This window comes from Spartobacteria bacterium UBA695, assembly GCA_002298145.1.
In the GTDB taxonomy this organism is placed as follows: Bacteria; Verrucomicrobiota; Verrucomicrobiia; order Chthoniobacterales; family Chthoniobacteraceae; genus UBA695.
Genome location: DBMP01000008.1, coordinates 62,406 through 81,324, shown reverse-complemented (window position 1 = coordinate 81,324; position 18,919 = coordinate 62,406). Strand labels below are relative to the sequence as shown.

The following is an 18,919-nucleotide window of genomic DNA, read 5'->3' as shown; positions in this document are numbered from 1 at the left end:
GACTGCACGCCATTTCTCCCCCTATGCGTTCCCTTCATCGCCATCCCGAGATCTTCCAGCGGGGCTTTACGTTGCTCGAGCTGCTGATCTCCATGGCTATTTCTATTCTCTTGGTAGGGATCATTTCCCAAATCACCAGCTCTGTCATGAAGACCACCAGCAGCACGTCGTCGAAGATTGATGCGTTTGCGGCGGCCCGGCTGGGATTCAATCTCCTCAATCAACGCCTTTCCAAGGCCACGCTTAATACCTTCTGGGCCTATGATGATCCCCTAAACCCCACGGTCTATTTGCGCCAGTCGGATCTCCAGTTCGTTATTCGGCAGAATCAGCAGGCGAGCGGCTACGGGCAGGAAGTCTACCTCATGGCACCCGAAACCTATTCGGGCAGTTCCGGCCTTCGCTCGGTGAGCGGCTTGCTCAATGCCTGTAGCTTCTTCGTCCAGTATGGGGATAACCAGACGTTCCGGGCCTCGACGGAAACCGGTTCGCGCTTTCGCTACCGGCTGATGCAGGGCTTTGCGCCGACGGAGAGCCGAGCGGTGTTTAATAACTTCTACACCAGCGGCAGCCAGGGTTGGATCGCCGATGTTATCAACGGAGGGGGTAACCCCGTGACCAGCGGTTCGTGGGTCTCCCCGTTGGCGGACAATGTCATCGCGCTGCTCTTTTGGCCCCGCGTTTCCAAAGCGGACGATTCGATGGGCACCCGGCTCACGGGAAGCAGCAACGCGTATGCTTACGATTCGCGTTCCGATGCCACGGCCACCCCGCAGCCGATCACGGCCAATCAATTGCCGCCCGTGGTGCAGATCACCATGGTGATGATCAGCGAGGCTGCGGCGCAACGGATCGACACCCATTCCAGCACCCCGCCCGCCGCCATCGAGTCGGCCTTGAGCGGCAGATTCATGGATGTGACCCAGTACGATGCGGATCTCAAGAAGATGGAGGCCATCCTCGTGCAGAACCATATTGCCTATCAGATTTTCACCACGGCGGTACCGTTGAAGGAATCCAAATGGAGCGACTCAGCCCAATGAAACGCACCGGCTCCCATCTTCGCGTGGCTTATACGCTGATCGAATTGCTTGTGGTCATGGCCATAGCCGCATCGCTGATGGCCGTTATGGCACCGTCGCTGCGGGGGATGATGGATTCCAGCAATCTCTCCCGCGCGGGGCAACTAGTGGGAGATCAGATCAACCTTGCCCGGCAGATTGCTGCTTCGTCTAATTCCACCGTCGAGGTGCGCTTTGTGAATCTCCCAAAATATTCCGCTTCGGGGTATAGCGCCGTCCAAATTTGGGGTATGAATCGTTCCGGCACCATGGGGGCGCTTCGCTCCCTGGCGGTGCTGCCGGTCGGGACAGTGGTTTCCGCGAACACCTCGGTTTCCCCGGCATTTTTACAGTCCTTTGCCGAGCCGCTCACCACGGGGTCGATGTCCCTTCAGGGCGGGTCTGCCCAATACGCCTCGTTTCAAATCCGCCCGGCGGGGATCATCCTCCCGGCCATTACGATGAAGGATTTCTGTTTTACGGTGACCCCTTCCCGGGTGGCGTTAAGCGGCACGCTGCCCCGCAACTACGCCACCATTCAAGTCAACCCGCTAACCGCATCGGCATTCGTCTACCGGCCATGAAAACGTTACCTATCGCGCGCCGCCGGGGGATGGCCCTGGTGCTCGTCCTTTCGCTGCTGGTCTTGATCACCGGGATCGTCGTTGGCTTCCTGGTTCGCGCAGGTGGCGAGCGCACAGCCTCGGCTAACTACTATGCTTCGGCGTCGGCGCGGCAGTTGGCGGATACGGCGGTCAACCTCGTCCAGGCGCAGATTAATGAGGCCACGACCCTGGGCAGCGGAACGTATGCGTGGGTTTCGCAGCCCGGCGCGGTGCGCGTATACGATAATACCGGCAGCCTGAAACGCATCTTCCGGCTTTACTCGGCCTCCAGCATGGTGACGGCGGGCGCCGACCCGAGCGTGTTGCAAAGCGATCTCCCCCCGGTGGACTGGAGCCAGTCTCACGCGCTGTGGACGGATCTTAACGCGCCCGTGACGGTTTCCAGCGGCACCACCAACTACAGCGTCTACCCCGTTCTAGATCCGCGCGATCCGGCCAACCCCGGAACCGTCGCCGCTCCGGTGGTGACGAGCACCATGCCGGGGTTTTCGCTCAGCGGCACTGTGCCGGGAGCCACGACGCGTCAACCGGTACCCATGCCGGTGCGGTGGCTCTATGTGTTGCAGGACGGCAAGATTTCCGTTCCCACCGCCAGCGGCTCCGGCGCGGTGACGGTACCGGACGCCTCTTCCGCCAACCCGATCGTGGGACGCATCGCTTTTTGGACTGATGACGAATGCGCCAAGGTCAATATCAACACAGCTGCGGGGAGTTTCAGCTCGCGCAACGGCAGCTTGCTTCCGGCCCCGTGGGACACACCGCGTTTCAAAATTTGGGAAGAGCGCCTGCTTTTCTCGGAAGACCAGCCAGTGAAGGGAGAATTCCAACGCTACCCGGGCCACCCGGCGACCACGGATTTGTACGGCGTGCTTCATGCGCTGGACGTAGCCACCACTGGCTATCCGGTGGTGATTAGCAACTACGCGTCCTCTCCGCAGCCGATGCCAAGTTCCAGCCCGTCGGCATTTTCAAAAATGTTGCCCTACTATGCCGATGACAACACCTCTCAGGGCGGCGCGTCCTTGACCACCAAAACCGCCACCGGCTCCATCAATGGCGGTGTTTCCAAGAAGGACCGCCTTTACACCTCGCTGGGGGAACTGCTCTACGATCCTCTGCGCAACGCCATGCTGACGGGAAGCGGAGCGGACGGCTCCACAGTCAATCCCCGGCAGCAATTGGAGTCGGGAAAATTTTTCCTCACAGCCCACAGCCGGGGACCCGAGGTCACACTCTTTGGCACGCCTCGCGTTGGCATGTGGCCCGTCAGCTCTCAGACTGGCTCCAACTACCGTACGAGTTACGACCGCCTTGCCGCGTTTTGCTCGACCACCGGCACAGGCACCAATCCGCTCATCTACTACATCCAGCGCCAGAATTCCCGCAGCGCCACGGAGGACTACGACCAGATTTTCCGCAACCAGGAAATCTATAAATACCTCCTGCGGCTGGGCTCGAAGGAGATCCCCGGTTTTGGCGGTAACTTTGCCAGCAAATATAGCGTTTCTAACGAATGGGACCAGATCCTAACCGAGATGATCGACTACATCCGGTGCACCAATCTCTACGACCACAGCGTTTCGAGCACCAATGCCTCGTTCGTTCGCTACACCTCCACGCCCACGGGGTTGAGCGGCGGCAAAGGGCAGGTGGTTCCGCTCAAAATCGTTGAAGGCGGCGTGACTACCCACGGCCTGGGACGGCTTCCCACGATCTCCGAAATCGGCATCCAAATCATCTGCACTGCCGATGGAAATGGACCGGTCTATCAGACCCCGGTAACGCCCTCGGGGTTCGCCAAAAAAGTCTCGCCCGTCTACGGCTCCGCCGAGAGCGCAGCCTATGTGAGCAACCTGCCCGAAGAGCAATTCCTGCGGACATCCGCCGGTACCATTGTGGATATTTCAGGCGCCACCGTTACCGCCGCCACCTCCAGCTCCGGCACGGCCTTCCCCTCCAATCCCACGCTGGCTACCGACTACGGCGGAACCCTCGCCGCGCTTTCCCAGGGGCAAAAACGGCTCCAGGCCATGCTCCTCTTTGAATTCTCGGCTCCGATGATGGGCTTTGATCCAATGGACATGAGCTTTTCCGGCGCCAGCATTTTTGGGATCAACGTGACGGGGATCAACGGCGTCTCCATCGCCGGGCAGAATCCCTTTCCGGACCGCACCCCCACGGCAAGCACCGGCGCGGCGCAGAACGGCAACGGCACGATGATGGCCATGACGCCCCGCTTCAACGCTATCCAGTCCACGGGCGGCTTGCTCGGATTCCGCTACCTGCTCAATAACTACAATAACAGCACCGGCCAGAACCAGCGCTACAACAGCTGGAGCGGCCTCACTCCATTCTCTGCCATGGGGCCATACCGCTATGTCAGCAACCCATTTACCGTAAGCGCCTCGGGTACCGCCTCGACCACCTCGCTGGGGGGCGGCTTCAACACCGCTCTCAGGGTGCCCCAGACCAGTTCGACCACAACCTACCAGACCTTCACCGTCACCTTTCCCAGCACGCCAATCCCCGTGCCGGATCTGCCGCAGAATGGGCTCGCCGGGAATAACTTCACCGGCTCGGCTTTCATCACCAACCTGCCGTCTGATTGGTGGGGCTTTGATAAGCGCATCGCCTGGGCAAAGTATTACCCGACCAACGGCAACGTCACCAGCACGCCGATCCTTGGCCCGGGTTGCGTGATTCGCTCCGACACGGCTCCCACCGGCACGTGGAGCTATAACCTGACAGCTTCCATCCCCGTAGTCACCGCCACGGCGCAGCCCGCCCTTTCCGATGTCGTGCGGACCATGGTTGCCCGCGACGGCGATTACCGGGTAGTCGCGGGATTGGAAAACGTGAATGTCTCCAACGCGGCCACTTCACCGTTTGTCACCGGTCCTAACTATGGCGATTCAACCCGAAAGCTGGGCAACGTTTTCAAAGACAACTTTTCCGCGCTCACAACCGCCGGAGTCGACAACTTAGGCAAACTGGTCACCAGCGCCACCTATGCATTGCAGTTCGTGCCCAAGGTTCCCTCCGACATGGTAAGTAAAAAGCAAACCACGTGGGACTGGGATTCTGGGTTGCCGCTCGAGCCCGATGGCGCCTATGCCAACAAGCCCGACGAGGGAAACATTTTTTTTGATTCCAGCAGCACCACCGTCAACCGCCCCTACTACAACCGCGAATCGCAGACCAGCGGTACCGCGCTCAGCCTGTCGAGCTACTTTACCGCCAACCGGATCATCAACTCCCCTGTAATGTTCGGCTCCCTGCCCACCGGGGTGACGGAGAATATCTCGTGGCGCACCCTTTTATTCCGGCCGCAGCAGAACCGGCCCTACGATCCCAACGGGCCCAAGGACCACCTGTTGCTGGATCTCTTCACGATGCCCGTGGTGGAGCCTTATGCGATTAGCGAGCCGTTCTCCACCGCAGGGAAGATTAATCTGAATTACCAGATCGTGCCGTTTACCTATATCAAGCGCAGCACGGGAGTGCGGGCAGTTCTGGGCTCGGAGTTGATCGCACGAGTGCCGAAAAATGCAGCCGCGCTTAGCGGCGACAACAATCCCTACTACAAAGGTGAGCCTTCCCTCTCCGCCGCCACCACCAGCAACGCGATTCAGTCCAAGGTATCGCGCCTGCCCATTGATCTTGACCAGACGCTGTTGCAGTGCGAGAGCAAATTCAGCTCGTGGGATCTCTACAAGTCCCCATCAGAGATTTGCGACATCTACCTGGTGCCGCAAGGGTACACCTGGAGCGATGCCTCGACGTTCGACGCAATCTGGTACGGCGATGACTTTGCTATGGTCGGCGACAATGTGCGCGAGCGCCCTTACTCGGATATCTACCCGCGCCTGACGACCAAATCGAATACCTACACAGTTCACTTCAAAGTGCAGGCGCTTAAGAACCCCACCTCGGCCCGCCAGGATACCTGGACCGAAGCCACCGGGAGTGTGACTGCGGAGTACCAGGGCTCCACCACGGTCGAGCGCTATCTCGATCCCTCCAACGTCAGCATCCCCGACTACGCCACCAGTAGCTCGGCGGATAGCCTCGATAACTACTACCAGTGGCGCACCGTTGCCAACCAAGCCTTCACTCCCTGACCCCCCGTTTCATGAAGTTTTTCTCCTCCCTCTTCTCGCGTCCGCAATCACCGGAAACTCAGGACCCGGAGCGCCTGCGCGTGGGCACGCTCGTCTACACCAAAGCGAGCCTGCTCACTCTCTTCGTATTCCTGCTGTGGGGGGATTTTTGCTTCAACCTGATGGAGACCGTGGTGCCGAGCGTCCTGCCGCTCAAGTTCAACGCCATCGGCGCGCCCAACTGGGCTCTCGGACTCATCGTAGTGACGATTCCCAACTTAATGGCGGCCACGATTAACCCGCTGATCAGCTTCCGCAGCGACCGTCATCGGAGCAAGTGGGGACGTCGGATTCCCTTCTTGTTTGGGGCCACACCGTTCCTGGTAGTGTTCCTAATTTTGCTGGGTTATTCCGGCCAGATCGGCCATTGGCTGCACCGCACGCTTCTCGTGGGGCGCATGGAAGAAACAAACGTGGTGCTGGTCTGCCTGGGCGTATTCATGGTCGGCTTCCAGTTTTTCAATCTCTTCATCACCTCAGTCTATTACTATCTTTTTAACGACGTCGTGCCCCATGCCTTTCTGGCGCGTTTCATGGCGTTATTCCGGATGGTCGGCGGCGGCGCAGGCGCGGCCTATAGCTACTTTGGCCTGAAGTATGCCAACACGCACATGCAGGTCATCTTTCTCGTGGCAGGCCTGCTGTATCTGCTGGCGTTCTTGATGATGTGCTGGAAGGTCAAAGAGGGGGATTACCCTCCGCCCGCGCCCTACATCGGCGAGCGCCAGGGAATCGTGGGAGCCATCCATACTTATGCCAGCGAGTGCTTTACCCACCGGTTTTACTGGTACCTCTTTTTGGCCAACTCGTGCTTCGCCATGACCTGGGCCTCCGGGGCCTATTCGTTGATCTATAATACAAAATACATGGGCCTCGATCTCGGGTTCCTTGGGAAAGTCGGTGGCATCTGTGGCATCATTAGCATGGTGCTGCTTTACCCGGCGGGCATCCTTGCGGACCGGGCGCATCCGCTGCGGGTAATGCTGGCCTCCGTGGCGTTGCTGGCGTGCCTTGGGCCGCTGGGCATCGCGTTCGCCTTCTTTCGCCCGGCGCTTTCGCTGGAGACCACCACCTGGATTTATCTGGCTTTCAGCGCGATCGGGCTCCCCGTCGGTACGCTCTATAGCGCCACGGAACTGCCCACGTTAATGCGGCTGTTCCCACAGGCTCGGTACGGCCAGTTTTGTTCGGCCAACGCGCTGATCCGCTCGCTGGCCCTCATCGCTGGGGGGCTTGCGTGTGGCGGGTTCCTGGATCTCGTCAAGCGCCTCAACCCGGACCCCAATTTCTGTTACCGGTTTCTGCCCGTTTGGAACACCTTCTTTTACGTCGCCACGCTTGCCTGCCTGATCCTGCTTTACCGGGAATGGAACCGTCTCGGCGGCATGCGGAACTTTGTCCCTCCGGAGGAAACCCGCCCCAAAGAGCCCGTCTCCGTGCCGGCCCCTTTATGAATCACAACCTCGCCTCTCATGTCCTCCGTTCTTAAAATCTGCCTTACATCCGAAAAATCCGGAAGCCGCCTCGCCGAACTGACGCCCGTGGAATTCGGGCTGCAGCCCGGTTGGGAACAGCCTTCCATCACGGTAGACGCCCGCTTTCGCTATCAAAAAATAGAAGGCTTCGGTGGCGCGTTTACCGAGGCAGCCGCGTCGACGTTTTACAAAATGAGCCCGAAGAACCGGGCCGCCATCCTGGAAGCCTATTTTGGCGACGGAGGGCATGGATACTCGCTTTGCCGAACGCACATCAATAGCTGCGACTTTGCGCTGGGTAACTATGCCTATGATGAAACGGAGGGCGATACCGAGCTCAAACACTTTTCCATCGACCGCGACCGCAAGGCCCTTATTCCCTTGATCAAGGCGGCTCAGGCCGTGGCCGGAGAGCGGCTCAAGCTATTCGCCTCGCCGTGGAGTCCTCCCGCGTGGATGAAGACCTCGGGGGCGATGAACTGTGGCGGAAAGCTTAAGGCGGAATACCGGGAGGCCTGGGCTAAGTATTATTGCCGATATATCCAGGCATACCGAATGGAAGGCATTCCCATCTGGGGGCTCACCGTACAGAACGAGCCGGAGGCCACGCAGACGTGGGATTCGTGCATTTACACCGGCGAGGAGGAGCGCGACTTTGTGCGCGATCACCTCGGGCCGACGTTGCACCGGTTTGGGATGAGCGATGTGCGCCTGATGATTTGGGATCACAACCGCGACCGGATGTTCGAGCGTGCGAAGGCGGTCCTGGACGATCCCGAGGCGGCCAAGTACGTCTGGGGCACCGCCTTTCATTGGTATACCTCCGACTGCTTTGAAAACGTGCAACGGGTCCACGACGCCTGGCCCGACAAGCAGCTCTTATTTTCCGAAGGCTGCCAGGAGGGTGGGCCGCACCTCGGCGAATGGAGCATGGGCGAACGCTACGCCCGCTCCATGATCCAGGACCTCAATCATTGGACCGTGGCCTGGGTGGACTGGAACCTTGTGCTGGACGAGACCGGCGGCCCCAACCACGTCGGGAACCTGTGCAGCGCGCCCATTATTTGCGATACCCAGCGCGACGAAGTGCTCTACCAAAGTTCGTATTATTACATCGGGCACTTTTCGCGATTTATCCAACCGGGAGCCGAGCGGATTCTCTGCGCCAGCACGCGCGACGAACTGGAATCGACGGCGTTTATCAACCCGGACGGAACCACCGCCGTGGTGGTCCTCAACCGCTCGAACCTCGACATTCCCTTTGCTCTCAAACATGGCCCCGGAGCTGCCACGGTTCAAAGCCCGGCCCATTCCATTTTGACACTCCGTTTTTAGACACCACTTAACCATGAATCCATTCAAAGATAACTTTACCTGGGGGGCCGCCGCGTCCTCCTATCAGATCGAAGGCGCATGGCGCGAAGACGGCAAGGGGCCTTCCATATGGGATATGATCGCCCATCAACCGGGGCGCATTTATGAAAACAGCAATGGCGACGTGGCTTGCGATCATTATCACCGCTACCGCGAAGATGTCGCGTTGATGAAGGAGATCGGCCTCCAGGCCTATCGGCTATCCGTTTCCTGGCCGCGCGTGATTCCCACGGGCCGCGGGCCGGTCAATGAAGCCGGACTGGCGTTTTACGACCGGCTGGTCGATGAACTGCTGAGCCATGGGATTGAACCGTGGGTAACGCTGTATCATTGGGATCTCCCGTATGACCTTTTTCTGCGCGGCGGGTGGCTTAACCCGGACAGCTCGGAGTGGATGGCGGAGTACACCGCCGCGGTGGTTGAGCGCCTCTCGGACCGCGTGACTCGGTGGATTACGATCAACGAACCGCAATGCATGATCGGCCTGGGTTACTTGAAGGCCAACTGTACCCATGCGCCTAATATGGAGGTGGGGATGCGCGAAGCGCTGCTGGCGGCGCACCATGTGCTGATGGCTCATGGGCGTTCCGTGCAGGCGATCCGCGCTCATGCCAAAAAGCCGCCCGTAGTAGGCTTGTCCCTGGTAGGCTGTGCTTCGTCGCCGCTTACGGAGTCGCCTGAGGATATCGAAGCCGCTCGAAATGCCACTCATTACGTCGATGGCACCCAACTATGGAACCATACCTGGTGGGGCGATCCCGTGGTTTTTGGCCACTACCCGGAGGTGGGCCTCAAGTCATACGCAAAGGATTTGCCGGAGTTCAAATCGAGCGATTTCGACACGATCCGGCAGCCGATCGATTTCATGGGCATGAACGTCTACTGGGGAGGCAATACCAAAGCGGGCGTCGACGGCGGCAGCGAGTGGGTTCCGTTCCCGAAGGGCCAGCCGCACACGCATTTTAACTGGCCCATCAGCCCCGAGATTCTCTATTGGGCACCCAAGTTCTACGCCGAACATTATAAGCTGCCTATTGTCATTACCGAAAACGGCCTCTCAAGTTGTGATTCAGTCGCACTGGATGGGCGGGTGCATGATGCCGGCCGAATTGATTTCCTTCATCGCTACCTCCTGGCTCTGCGCCGGGCGGTGGCTGATGGCGTGGATGTCCGAGGCTACTTCCACTGGTCCGTTATGGACAATTTCGAATGGGCCGAAGGCTATAAGCACCGGTTCGGGTTGATCCACGTCGATTACGAAACCCAACAACGCACACTTAAAGATTCCGCATACTGGTATCGCGACCTTATCCGCAGCAACGGCGCCTGCCTCGCGCTCCCGCAACAGCCCTAGAAATATCCCCATGAAATCCAAATCCATTCTCGTGCTGGCGGCGCTGCTGCCGGTGCTTTCACAACTGACCCCGCCCCTCTGGGCTCAAACGGAGACCACCGCGCCCGCACCCGCCACGCCTTCCTTCCCGATGGTGGACTTTGGCGCTGCGGACATTCTCGACCGCATTGCGCCAACGCCTGGCACCGAAGGGCAGATCACCTTCGAGCCGAGCAGCGACCCAGCAGCCCCGGGGCTGAATGTCACGATTCAACCCGGCAAAGCCAATTACCCAGGGCTGGAATATAACCCGCCCAAGGGGCCCAACGGTGCGGTCATCGATATTTCCAAGTATGGCCATATCGAAGCCGTCATCGTGAACACGGGCTCGGTGGCGATCTTCCCGGCACTGCGTGTGGACAACCGCGAAAACGCCAACGGCCCCTCCGGCACAAACACTGAAACCACGGCCGTCAAACCGGGAGCGAAGAGCAAGATCACGCTCTTCCCTGGCTACGCCTATGGGAAAAAGCCGTCGTTCAAACTCCGGACTGCGGAGATTTACAAAATGCTCGTCTTCACCAGCAAGACGGCTGAGCCACAGAGCTACCGCATTGAGTCCATTGTGGCGACGGGCACCGTGGGCGAGCCCGTTCCGGTGAATCCGGAAACCGTTCGCGTCAAACCGAAGGACAGCTATCTCCTCGGCAACGGCATTGCGGTGGATGCGCCCAAGCAGATTTCCGTTCTGGCTCCCGCCGAAGCGGCATTTGAGGGCGATGCGTTGAAGATTTCCTTCGCCGAAAAAAAGCCCGGGCAAGCCGTGGTCTACAAACCGGCGCTGGGCCGTTGGGACTTGCGCGAAGGCGTGCAGGTCACGGTTAAGTTGAAGAACATTGGGCAAACGCCGCTCAGCCCGCGTCTGCAAATTCTGAGCAATCCCGGGCCGACCGATGTCGCCACACTTTCGACGCCGATCGCTCCAGGGGCAGAGGGTGAACTCTCGGCGACGTTCGTAGCCGGTACGCCTTGGGTTGGCATCAAGGATTCGGTGAAAACGGAATGGAACGGCGAGCCTAACACGGGCACTAAGTTTACGAGCGATGCGGTCAGCGGCGTTAAGATTTCGGCGAATCCGGCGGACGCGGCGCAAACCTTTGTCGTAGAATCCATCAAGCTTGGCGTGCCGGCGCCAGCCGTATTGCCGGATTGGGTGGGCAAGCGGCCCCCGGTGGAGGGGGACTGGGTTAAGACGTTTGACGAAGAGTTCGATGGCACTTCGATTGACGAGACCAAGTGGAATGTCTACGGCGACAACTACTGGGACAAGCGCAGTCATTTCAGCAAAGCCAACGTTATCGTTGGCGGTGGCGTGGCTCGGCTGCACTATGAAAAAAAGACCGGCTTCCACAACGACGATCCCTCCAAAAAACAGACCGACTACGCCACAGGATTCCTCGACACCTACGGAAAGTGGGTTCAGCGTTACGGCTACTTTGAGTCTCGCATGAAGACCACGAAGGGACCGGGAATGTGGCCTGCTTTCTGGCTGATGCCGGACCGTGGGGTGCAAGCCGGGCCCCAGTGGAAGCGGGCGGATACGCGCAACGGAGCGATGGAATTCGACATCTACGAATACCTCGGCCGCTGGGGGCAATACCGCTACAACATCGCCATGCACTGGGATGGCTACGACAAGGACCATAAGCAGACCGGGAGCACCACCAACTACATTGTTCCCGACAAGGACGGCTTTATTACCATCGGCCTGCTCTGGACGCCCGGCAAGGCAGTCTACTACGCCAACGGGAAGGTCATGCTAGAGTGGGAGTCGCCCCGCATTTCGAGCATTGAATCCGACATCATGTTCACCAACGTGACGGGTGGCTGGGATAATAATGGGATCGACGACTCACAAATGCCCGATGATTACGTTCTCGACTACGTGCGCGTCTGGCAATTGAAGGAACTCGCCTCGGCCGTCGACGGGCCGAAGTCGCCAAAATAAACGATTGGGATTCTTGAGGGCTGAGTGAAGAAGAAGCGTTGTGTCTCGCTCGCCCTCAAGACCCCAAATGCATCACTAAAGCGGGGGAAGAAAAACCCCTGAATTTCGGATTTATGAAAGCAATATTCTTATTTTTGCTCATTATAATAGGATTAAATAGGATCGGATACGCGGAAGATGGCAAAAAGCAGACTCCGCCGCCGAGTCATACCGTCATTGTTTCGATTGATTCCAGCTCGATTACCATCACTACTGGAAGACACAAAAACACATTTGAAGTCGATAAGAACACGCTCTTCTTTTACGAAGGGAATCGGGTCGATGTCTCCGGGTTGAAGCCCGGAATGCGCGTGATGGTATCGCGGGCCTTTGATAACAAAAAGGCGGCCGCCATTTATGGCAGCGTCGCTCCCGTGGCCGCTCCGGCAAAACCGCAATAGGCGCCGCACCGCTCTACAGGCCGGGATCAAGGCCACGGTTCAAGTAAGGGACGCTCCTCAACTATTGATCCGCCTTTAGCGCAGACGTTCCTTCGGTGAGGCCCAGATGAGAAATCCGGAATGGAATTTCCGCCTTTAGGAGCTGGCTAACAGGCGGATTTCTAGCAGGTTAAGGCTTTTTGTGCTTTTCCGAACAGGCGGGGCGGCTTTGGGACATCCCCCTCCGGGGCTTGCCTTCGGGCCCGTCCTTCTTTACGCTGGAGAAACACGACTTTATGAAACGCGCGCTGATTCCCGATTCTCTCCTTCCCATCTACGATAAAGTCGCCGCAGGGGAACGCATTTCAGAAGCCGACGCCCTGGCGCTCTACCAATCCCGCGATCTCCACGCCCTCGGCGCCATGGCCAACCTCGCTCGCGAGCGGAAAAACGGCAACCGCGCCACGTACATCCTCAATCGGTACATCAACTACTCGAACGTCTGCATCCTTTCGTGCCAGTTCTGCGCCTTCCGGGCTAAGAAACGAGACGCCCACGCCTTCGAGTTCGGCATCGAGGAGATCGTCGCCAACGTGCGCGAGGCCCTCGGCCACGGAATCACGGAGATCCACATGGTGGGCGGGCTGCACCCCTCGCTCAAGGCCGAGTGGTACCTGGAGCTGCTCCGGTCCATGAAGGCGCTCGACCCGGACCTGCACTTGAAGTGCTTCTCCGCCATCGAAATCCTCCACCTTTCCGAGCGCGTTTTTAAGAAACCGCTCCGCGAAACCCTTGAAATCCTGCGCGAAGCCGGGCTCGGTTCGTTGACCGGGGGCGGCGCGGAGATTTTCGACGCCGGAGTGCGCGACCAGCTCTGCCGGGGCAAGGAGAGCACCGAGGAATGGCTGGGGGTCCACCGCACCTGGCACCAAATGGGAGGCCGCTCCACCTGCACCATGCTTTTTGGCCATATCGAGACCCTTGCCCAGCGCGTCGAGCACCTCCGCAGGCTCCGTGAGCTTCAGGACGAGACCGGCGGCTTCACCGGCTTCGTCCCCTTCGCCTTCACCCCGGAGAAAACCGAGCTCTCGCATATCCGTGAGGCAGGCGGCCTGGAGCAGCTCCGCAACGTCGCCGTGGCCCGCGTCTATCTCGACAACATCGACCACATCACCGGCTACTGGATCAGCATGGGGTTGCCGCTGGCCCAGGTGTCGCTGCAATTCGGCGTGGACGACCTGCACGGCACCATTATGGAGGAGAAAGTCTTCCACATGGCCGGGGCCCAGACCCCGCAGGAGCAGACCGTCGCCGCCATGGAGCGGGTAATCCGCGAGGCGGGGCGCGATCCCGTGCAGCGCGATACGTATTACGCCCCGGTTGAGCGGTAGCGCGCCCCCTCCCGGCTCCAGGCAGGAGCGGGCCCGGTAGGGTTTTGTTTTGCATCTCTCGTTTTCTTCCGCGAAGCTTGGGGCCACGATGAATTCTGATCCTTATGCTCCGCTGCGCGGGCTGCGCATCGGCTGTGTGCGCTACCTGAATTCGCGCCCGTTGATCGAGCCCTACGACGGCCCCGTGGTCTTTGAGCACCCGGCAGAACTGGCCGACGGCCTGGCCTCCGGGCGGCTGGATGTGGGGCTTGTGCCGGTGTTTGAGGCGTTGCGGATGCCCGGCTGCATGGCCGTGGCAGGGGCGGGGATCTGTTCCCTGGGGACGGTCTGGAGCGTGCTGCTGGCCTACCAGGGAGCGCTTGGAGCATTGCGCCAGGTAGCCCTGACCCCGGCCTCGCGCACGTCGGTCAACCTGTGCAAAGTCTTTTTCGCCGAATGGGGCGACCAGGTGCCCGAATACGTGCCCGAACCCGCGCCGCCCGGGGCGGGCCGGGTGATCATCGGCAACGAAGCCATCGCTTTCCGCGAAAAGCACGCGGGCGAGTGGCAGATCCTGGATTTTGGCGAGGAATGGCTCTGCAGAACGGGCCTTCCCTTTGTGTTCGCCGTCTGGCTGATCCGCCCCGAGGTGAAGAACCCTGAGCGCGTCGCCGACGCCTTCCGCGAAATCCTTCGCCAGGGCAAAGCGCAAATCGACGAGATCATCGCCCGCCAGCGCGAGCACCATGCCGCCTTTACCCGGCGTTACCTCACCGAGTACATCCGCTTCGATCTGGGGGCGCGGGAAAAGCAGGGCATCGAGCGCTTTCGCACGCTGCTCTGTAAACATGGGCTGATCCCTACGGAAAGCGCGCCGTTGCGGTTTGTTTAGCCTAAAAGCTGCTTTGGAATACCCCTGCGAGCTCTAGTGCCCTCAGATCACCGCCAAAAAAAATCCCGTTCCCAACCGAACGATCAGGAACGGGATCACAATAGCCCCGCCACAGGGCCTGTGCTAGCTATGGCAGCAGGCGCTTTTCTGGTCCATAGGGCAGTTTGCATGCCCGTGATGAGCGCAGGTCTTCGAAGCCGCCACCGTGGCGGTTTTCGCCGGGGTTTGGACTTCGACGTATTGCCCGCGGCCCTGCGGAATGCGGAGCGTGGAGGCCAGTTCGGCCTGGCCGGATAGAGTGCTACTCAGTATCGCGGAAAACGCGATGAGGATGGTAAGTGCTACAGTTTTCATAAGCTTTGGAAGTGACTTGATTTCTTGCTCGCGGGTCGATTGAACCCGCACATCAAGTAGAACCCCGCGCTTTTAGCAAACCCTTGAAAAAAGAATCACGCCTTGGCGATCAGCTCAAAGCGATACCGCTCGTCATAGCGTCCCCGGTTGTGCTCCTTGCAGCACTTCAGGCAGGCCACCGCGCGGCGGAAAGGCCTCACCCGGCGCACCTCCGTGTGGCAATGGCGACAGCGGTAGAGATATTTCCGAACCATCCGCCGCCGGGGCAGCGGCAGCTCGTGGCAGCGCGTCTCGTCGGTCAGCCCCAGATCGATGCACGCCTGCTTCCATTCCGCACCGTGGGGCTGGATGCTCCGCCGCCCGACCCGGTAGCGCGCCAGCAAGTGGGCCAGCTCATGTTTGAGCGTCCGGTCCACCTCCGTCGCGCCGAACTGTGCGATACGCGGATTCAGCGACACCGTCCAGTACGTGTAGTTCGCCAAGCCCGCCGTGGTGCGCAGCCGGGGGTTCCACCGCACATGGACGAGCTTTGCCAGCCCGCGCCAGCCAATGGATTCTAGCAGATGGCGCGCATTCGCCTCCAGTACCGCCTCAGCGAGCGGTCCGGCGACCCCCGTTTGCAGCGCTTGCAACGGTCCCCGCGGGCTACCCCGCCGGGGATCGGCTTTTGCGCGTGCAAACAGCACGCTTTTAACTAGATGGACCAGTCGCACCATGCTTCTACCCCGCCTTTCGGAGGAACGTATTGACCTGGAAGCACGGCCGAACCGCCCCGTACCGAGAGGGGCTCCCGGTGGCGTTTGGGGACGATTTTGAGCTGCGTCTCCTCGTAGTAAACGAGCGAGTTCGCAGGTACGCTGTGCTGAAGGAAGACATTCCCGCCAATGGTCGAGTTCTCACCAATGACCGTTTCGCCTCCCAGCACCGTACTGTTCGGATAAATAGTTACATTATCTTCGACGTCAGGGTGGCGCTTGCCGCCCTTGAGGATGCGGCCCTCGTCGTCCTTCTGGAAGCTCTTGGCCCCCAGCGTCACGCCGTGATAAAGTTTTACATGCGAGCCGATAACGCACGTCTCGCCGATGACGACGCCCGTGCCGTGGTCGATAAAAAAATGCGTGCCGATGTGCGCCCCTGGGTGGATGTCGATGCCGGTGCGCGAATGGGCCCACTCCGTCATCATGCGCGGGATGAGCGGCACCTTCAGACGGTAGAGCCGGTGGGCGCAGCGCTGGATGGCGATGGCCTCAATGCACGGGTAGGCGAGGATGATCTCGTCAAAGCTGACCGACGCCGGGTCGCCCTCGAAGGCCGCCTCCACGTCGCTGAGCAGGATCTCGCGGATCACCGGCAAGCTTTCCAGCAGGTGCAGCACCGCCCGGCGAGGCTCGTCATCGGGGCATTCGGGCTTCACCAGGCGCAGGCTCTTGTTCACCTCTGCCTTTAGGCGGCGCGCGAACGATTCCACCCGGCCGTAGGTCGACTCGCGCAGCTCCACGGAGTGGTTGACCTTTTCATCGAGAAACCCGGGGAAGATGAGCTGGAGTAAATCCGCACACAACACGGCAACGGCGCGTTTCGAAGGCAGGTTGCTGCCGTCGAGATTATTGATTCCACCGACCGTACGGTAGGAATCAAGGAGCTCCTTGACGATGTTGGGCAGATGGGTTTGCATCCCCTCCAGTAAAGCATCCCTGGCGGGGGAATTCCAGCAGTTCGTGCCTTCCCGTCCCCGGCAACCAGGAAAGCCGGAGGAAAATGGTGAATCAGCGCTTCACCAGATTGGCGAATCCTCTGATTTCAATCGGTGTGGGCTTGCTGTCGTTTTCGACCAAAAACACCTCCCCTGATGGGCGAAGTGTGTAGAATGTAAGATGTCCATCCCGCGATGTGCAGAGAAAAGAACATTGTTCGCGACCCAGGTCGGCAATTTCCTCCAAGGAATCGAAGATCGTTCGCGAGTCGCCGTCATCTGCTGCTTCCGCAGCTTTATTTTTGTCCAGACTAACACCCCGCTTGAAGCGAATAATCGATCCCCAGCCGGTTCCGTTCATTGGCGTGAGATAGCCGTAAATCATCCCCCGGGAAACGGCCATTGCACTTAACCCGGCCGAGCTGAAATTGGAATTGATTACCTGAAAGGAGAGCGCGGCGTAGCGGCTCCCGACAAACCACAGGTCTGGCACACAATCATCATCGGAATGGGGCGTAACATCCCGTTCAATAGATGCGGCCCACAGATCGCCTTCAGAGATGCAAAAAAGCGTCCCGTTTTCCGCAAAAACAGGGTGTCTGGGATAAGTCTCGTAGCGGTCCCCAACACGTTCCCATTTTCCCTGTTTTTTGGTCCGGCAATAAAGGCCTCCACAAACCGCCAGAACCTCTTCGCTCTTTGGATTGTAAGCAATGTCACTGATAGACGAGGGTTCATCGGTCCCTTGCCCGGGGGCGCTACAAACCTTGATGCATTTCCCCTTCGCCGGATCGTAAGCCCATATCGCCTTTTCGGTCGCGCACAGGACATACCCGGCATTTGACAACGTTACCGAGTTAATGGGGAGCTTAACGGTTTTGCTCAGGTCAATCAGCTTGGATTCCTTCTTTTGCAAATCCACGTCAATGAGCGCCGGTTTCCCCTTGGAAACGATGAATACGTGCTGGTTGTCCTGGGAAAACGTGGAATCCGCCGCCGTCGCCAGCCGGAGACCACATACGAGGAGGAAAATAGAGAGAAATACTGGTTTCATTCCGGTGAATCATTCTTTCTCGCGATCGGTGAGCCCTTTGATTTCGATTGGCGCGGGCTTCCCATCGTTTTCGACCAAAAACGCCTCGGCCGCCCGGGAATTGGTATAAAAGGTGAGGTGCCCATCCCGCGATGTACAGAGGGATGAAGAGATTTGAGGGCCGCCAATGTCCTCATAGGAGTCAAAGATCGCCCGAAGATTTTTCCAATACGCCGCCCTGTCTTGGGGCGAAGCCGGGTTGGGCCCTCCCTGTTCATTCGGATAAACCGGCCGTTTGAAGCGAATCATGGACCCCCAGCCGCTTCCGCCCATGCGCTTGAAGTTGCCGTAAATCATCCCCCGGGAAACGGCGATCGCATACAAGCCGGTCGAACTAGAATTAAAATTGCCCACCTCTAGACCGGCGAGCGGAGCGTAGCAGTATCCGGAGAAGCGCAGGTTTGGTTTGGCATCTGCGGAAGCTTTTTGAACCGATCCGACCCAGAGATCGCCGCCAGAGACGTAAAAGAGTGTCCCGTCTTCGCTAAAGATCGGATGACCGGCATATCCATCTCTGACCACCTGCCATTGCTCCCCGTTTTTTGGCAGGCAAAAAAGTTTGTCCTTCCCCCAGCCGGAATCCTCTGTCGAACAACTTGCGAGAACCTCCTCTGTCTTCGGGTTATAAGCAATATCGTTGATAAAGTAGGGTTTCCCGGCCTCTTGTTCGGGACCTGCGCAAATCTTGACACATTTTCCGTTCGATGGGTCGTAAGCCCACAGAGCGTCTTTGGTGGCGCAGAGGACAAACCCTGCATTCGATAGAGTCACCGCCCTGATGGGCGCCCCCAAGGTCTTGCTTAAATCAACGCCTTGGCATCCACGCTTCTGCAAGTCTACGTCGATAAGGGCTGGGTGCCCGTCCTCAATGATAAAGACATGCGCGTTATCCTTGGAAAAAGTGGAATCGGCAGCTGTCGCCAGCTGGATGCCAGATAGGAGGAGAAAAATGGAGAGCAGGCTTGGTTTCATTCCGGTGACCGGCAATCTGTGGCCAACCCGATGAACCAAAAAACCGGGAACTCATCAACGATATTCGATGTTCCGCAAGCCTTAACAAT

General features: G+C 59.0%; 15 protein-coding genes. 10 read left to right on the top strand and 5 right to left on the bottom strand.

The window, feature by feature from the left end; genetic code table 11:
* Positions 1 to 23 precede the first annotated feature (23 nt).
* The 10 genes from B2828_RS04180 (at position 24) to B2828_RS04135 (ending at position 14,718) form a co-directional block, all read left to right on the top strand.
* On the top strand, positions 24 to 1,043 hold the full coding sequence (locus B2828_RS04180; RefSeq protein WP_479632437.1) for a prepilin-type N-terminal cleavage/methylation domain-containing protein: 1,020 nt from the start codon (positions 24 to 26) through the stop codon (positions 1,041 to 1,043).
* The gene (gene vccD, locus B2828_RS04175; protein WP_479632436.1) at positions 1,040 to 1,645 is read left to right on the top strand and encodes a Verru_Chthon cassette protein D; all 606 of its coding nucleotides are present in this window, start codon (positions 1,040 to 1,042) and stop codon (positions 1,643 to 1,645) included. Before B2828_RS04180 ends, vccD begins: the two co-directional genes overlap by 4 nt.
* Entirely contained in the window at positions 1,642 to 5,808 is a 4,167-nt protein-coding gene (vccA, locus tag B2828_RS04170; protein ID WP_479632435.1) for a Verru_Chthon cassette protein A, read from the top strand. Before vccD ends, vccA begins: the two co-directional genes overlap by 4 nt.
* Before the next feature lie 11 nt (positions 5,809 to 5,819).
* A complete protein-coding gene (locus tag B2828_RS04165) occupies positions 5,820 to 7,301 on the top strand; it encodes an MFS transporter (RefSeq protein WP_479632434.1) in 1,482 nt (493 codons plus the stop codon).
* 18 nt (positions 7,302 to 7,319) lie between these two features.
* Positions 7,320 to 8,657: a glycoside hydrolase family 30 protein gene (locus B2828_RS04160; protein WP_479632433.1), complete on the top strand. Its 1,338-nt coding sequence runs from the start codon at positions 7,320 to 7,322 to the stop codon at positions 8,655 to 8,657.
* Between the two features lie 13 nt (positions 8,658 to 8,670).
* Entirely contained in the window at positions 8,671 to 10,050 is a 1,380-nt protein-coding gene (locus B2828_RS04155) for a GH1 family beta-glucosidase (RefSeq protein ID WP_479632432.1), read from the top strand.
* Positions 10,051 to 10,060: 10 nt separating this feature from the next.
* Positions 10,061 to 12,037 carry a glycoside hydrolase family 16 protein gene (locus tag B2828_RS04150; RefSeq protein ID WP_479632431.1) on the top strand — a complete coding sequence of 659 codons (1,977 nt, stop codon included), beginning with the start codon at positions 10,061 to 10,063 and terminating at the stop codon, positions 12,035 to 12,037.
* Positions 12,038 to 12,150: 113 nt separating this feature from the next.
* Positions 12,151 to 12,477, top strand: coding sequence for a hypothetical protein (locus tag B2828_RS04145; protein WP_479632430.1), 327 nt, complete (start codon positions 12,151 to 12,153; stop codon positions 12,475 to 12,477).
* 275 nt (positions 12,478 to 12,752) lie between these two features.
* Complete coding sequence (mqnE, locus tag B2828_RS04140; RefSeq protein ID WP_479632429.1) at positions 12,753 to 13,847, top strand: aminofutalosine synthase MqnE; 1,095 nt, start codon at positions 12,753 to 12,755, stop codon at positions 13,845 to 13,847.
* An 88-nt stretch (positions 13,848 to 13,935) separates the two neighbouring features.
* Entirely contained in the window at positions 13,936 to 14,718 is a 783-nt protein-coding gene (locus B2828_RS04135; RefSeq protein ID WP_479632428.1) for a menaquinone biosynthetic enzyme MqnA/MqnD family protein, read from the top strand.
* 123 nt (positions 14,719 to 14,841) lie between these two features.
* Here B2828_RS04135 and B2828_RS04130 read toward each other — a convergent pair whose 3' ends face one another.
* The 5 genes from B2828_RS04130 to B2828_RS04110 form a co-directional block, all read right to left on the bottom strand.
* Positions 14,842 to 15,072 carry a hypothetical protein gene (locus B2828_RS04130; protein WP_479632427.1) on the bottom strand — a complete coding sequence of 77 codons (231 nt, stop codon included), beginning with the start codon at positions 15,070 to 15,072 and terminating at the stop codon, positions 14,842 to 14,844.
* A 95-nt stretch (positions 15,073 to 15,167) separates the two neighbouring features.
* Entirely contained in the window at positions 15,168 to 15,788 is a 621-nt protein-coding gene (locus tag B2828_RS04125) for a SprT family zinc-dependent metalloprotease (RefSeq protein ID WP_479632426.1), read from the bottom strand.
* Positions 15,767 to 16,747, bottom strand: coding sequence for a serine O-acetyltransferase (locus B2828_RS04120; protein ID WP_479632425.1), 981 nt, complete (start codon positions 16,745 to 16,747; stop codon positions 15,767 to 15,769). Before B2828_RS04120 ends, B2828_RS04125 begins: the two co-directional genes overlap by 22 nt.
* 91 nt (positions 16,748 to 16,838) lie before the next feature.
* On the bottom strand, positions 16,839 to 17,819 hold the full coding sequence (locus B2828_RS04115) for a hypothetical protein (protein WP_479632424.1): 981 nt from the start codon (positions 17,817 to 17,819) through the stop codon (positions 16,839 to 16,841).
* 9 nt (positions 17,820 to 17,828) lie between these two features.
* Positions 17,829 to 18,830, bottom strand: a complete 1,002-nt coding sequence (locus tag B2828_RS04110) for a hypothetical protein (RefSeq protein WP_479632423.1) — start codon at positions 18,828 to 18,830, stop codon at positions 17,829 to 17,831.
* Positions 18,831 to 18,919: the final 89 nt, after the last annotated feature.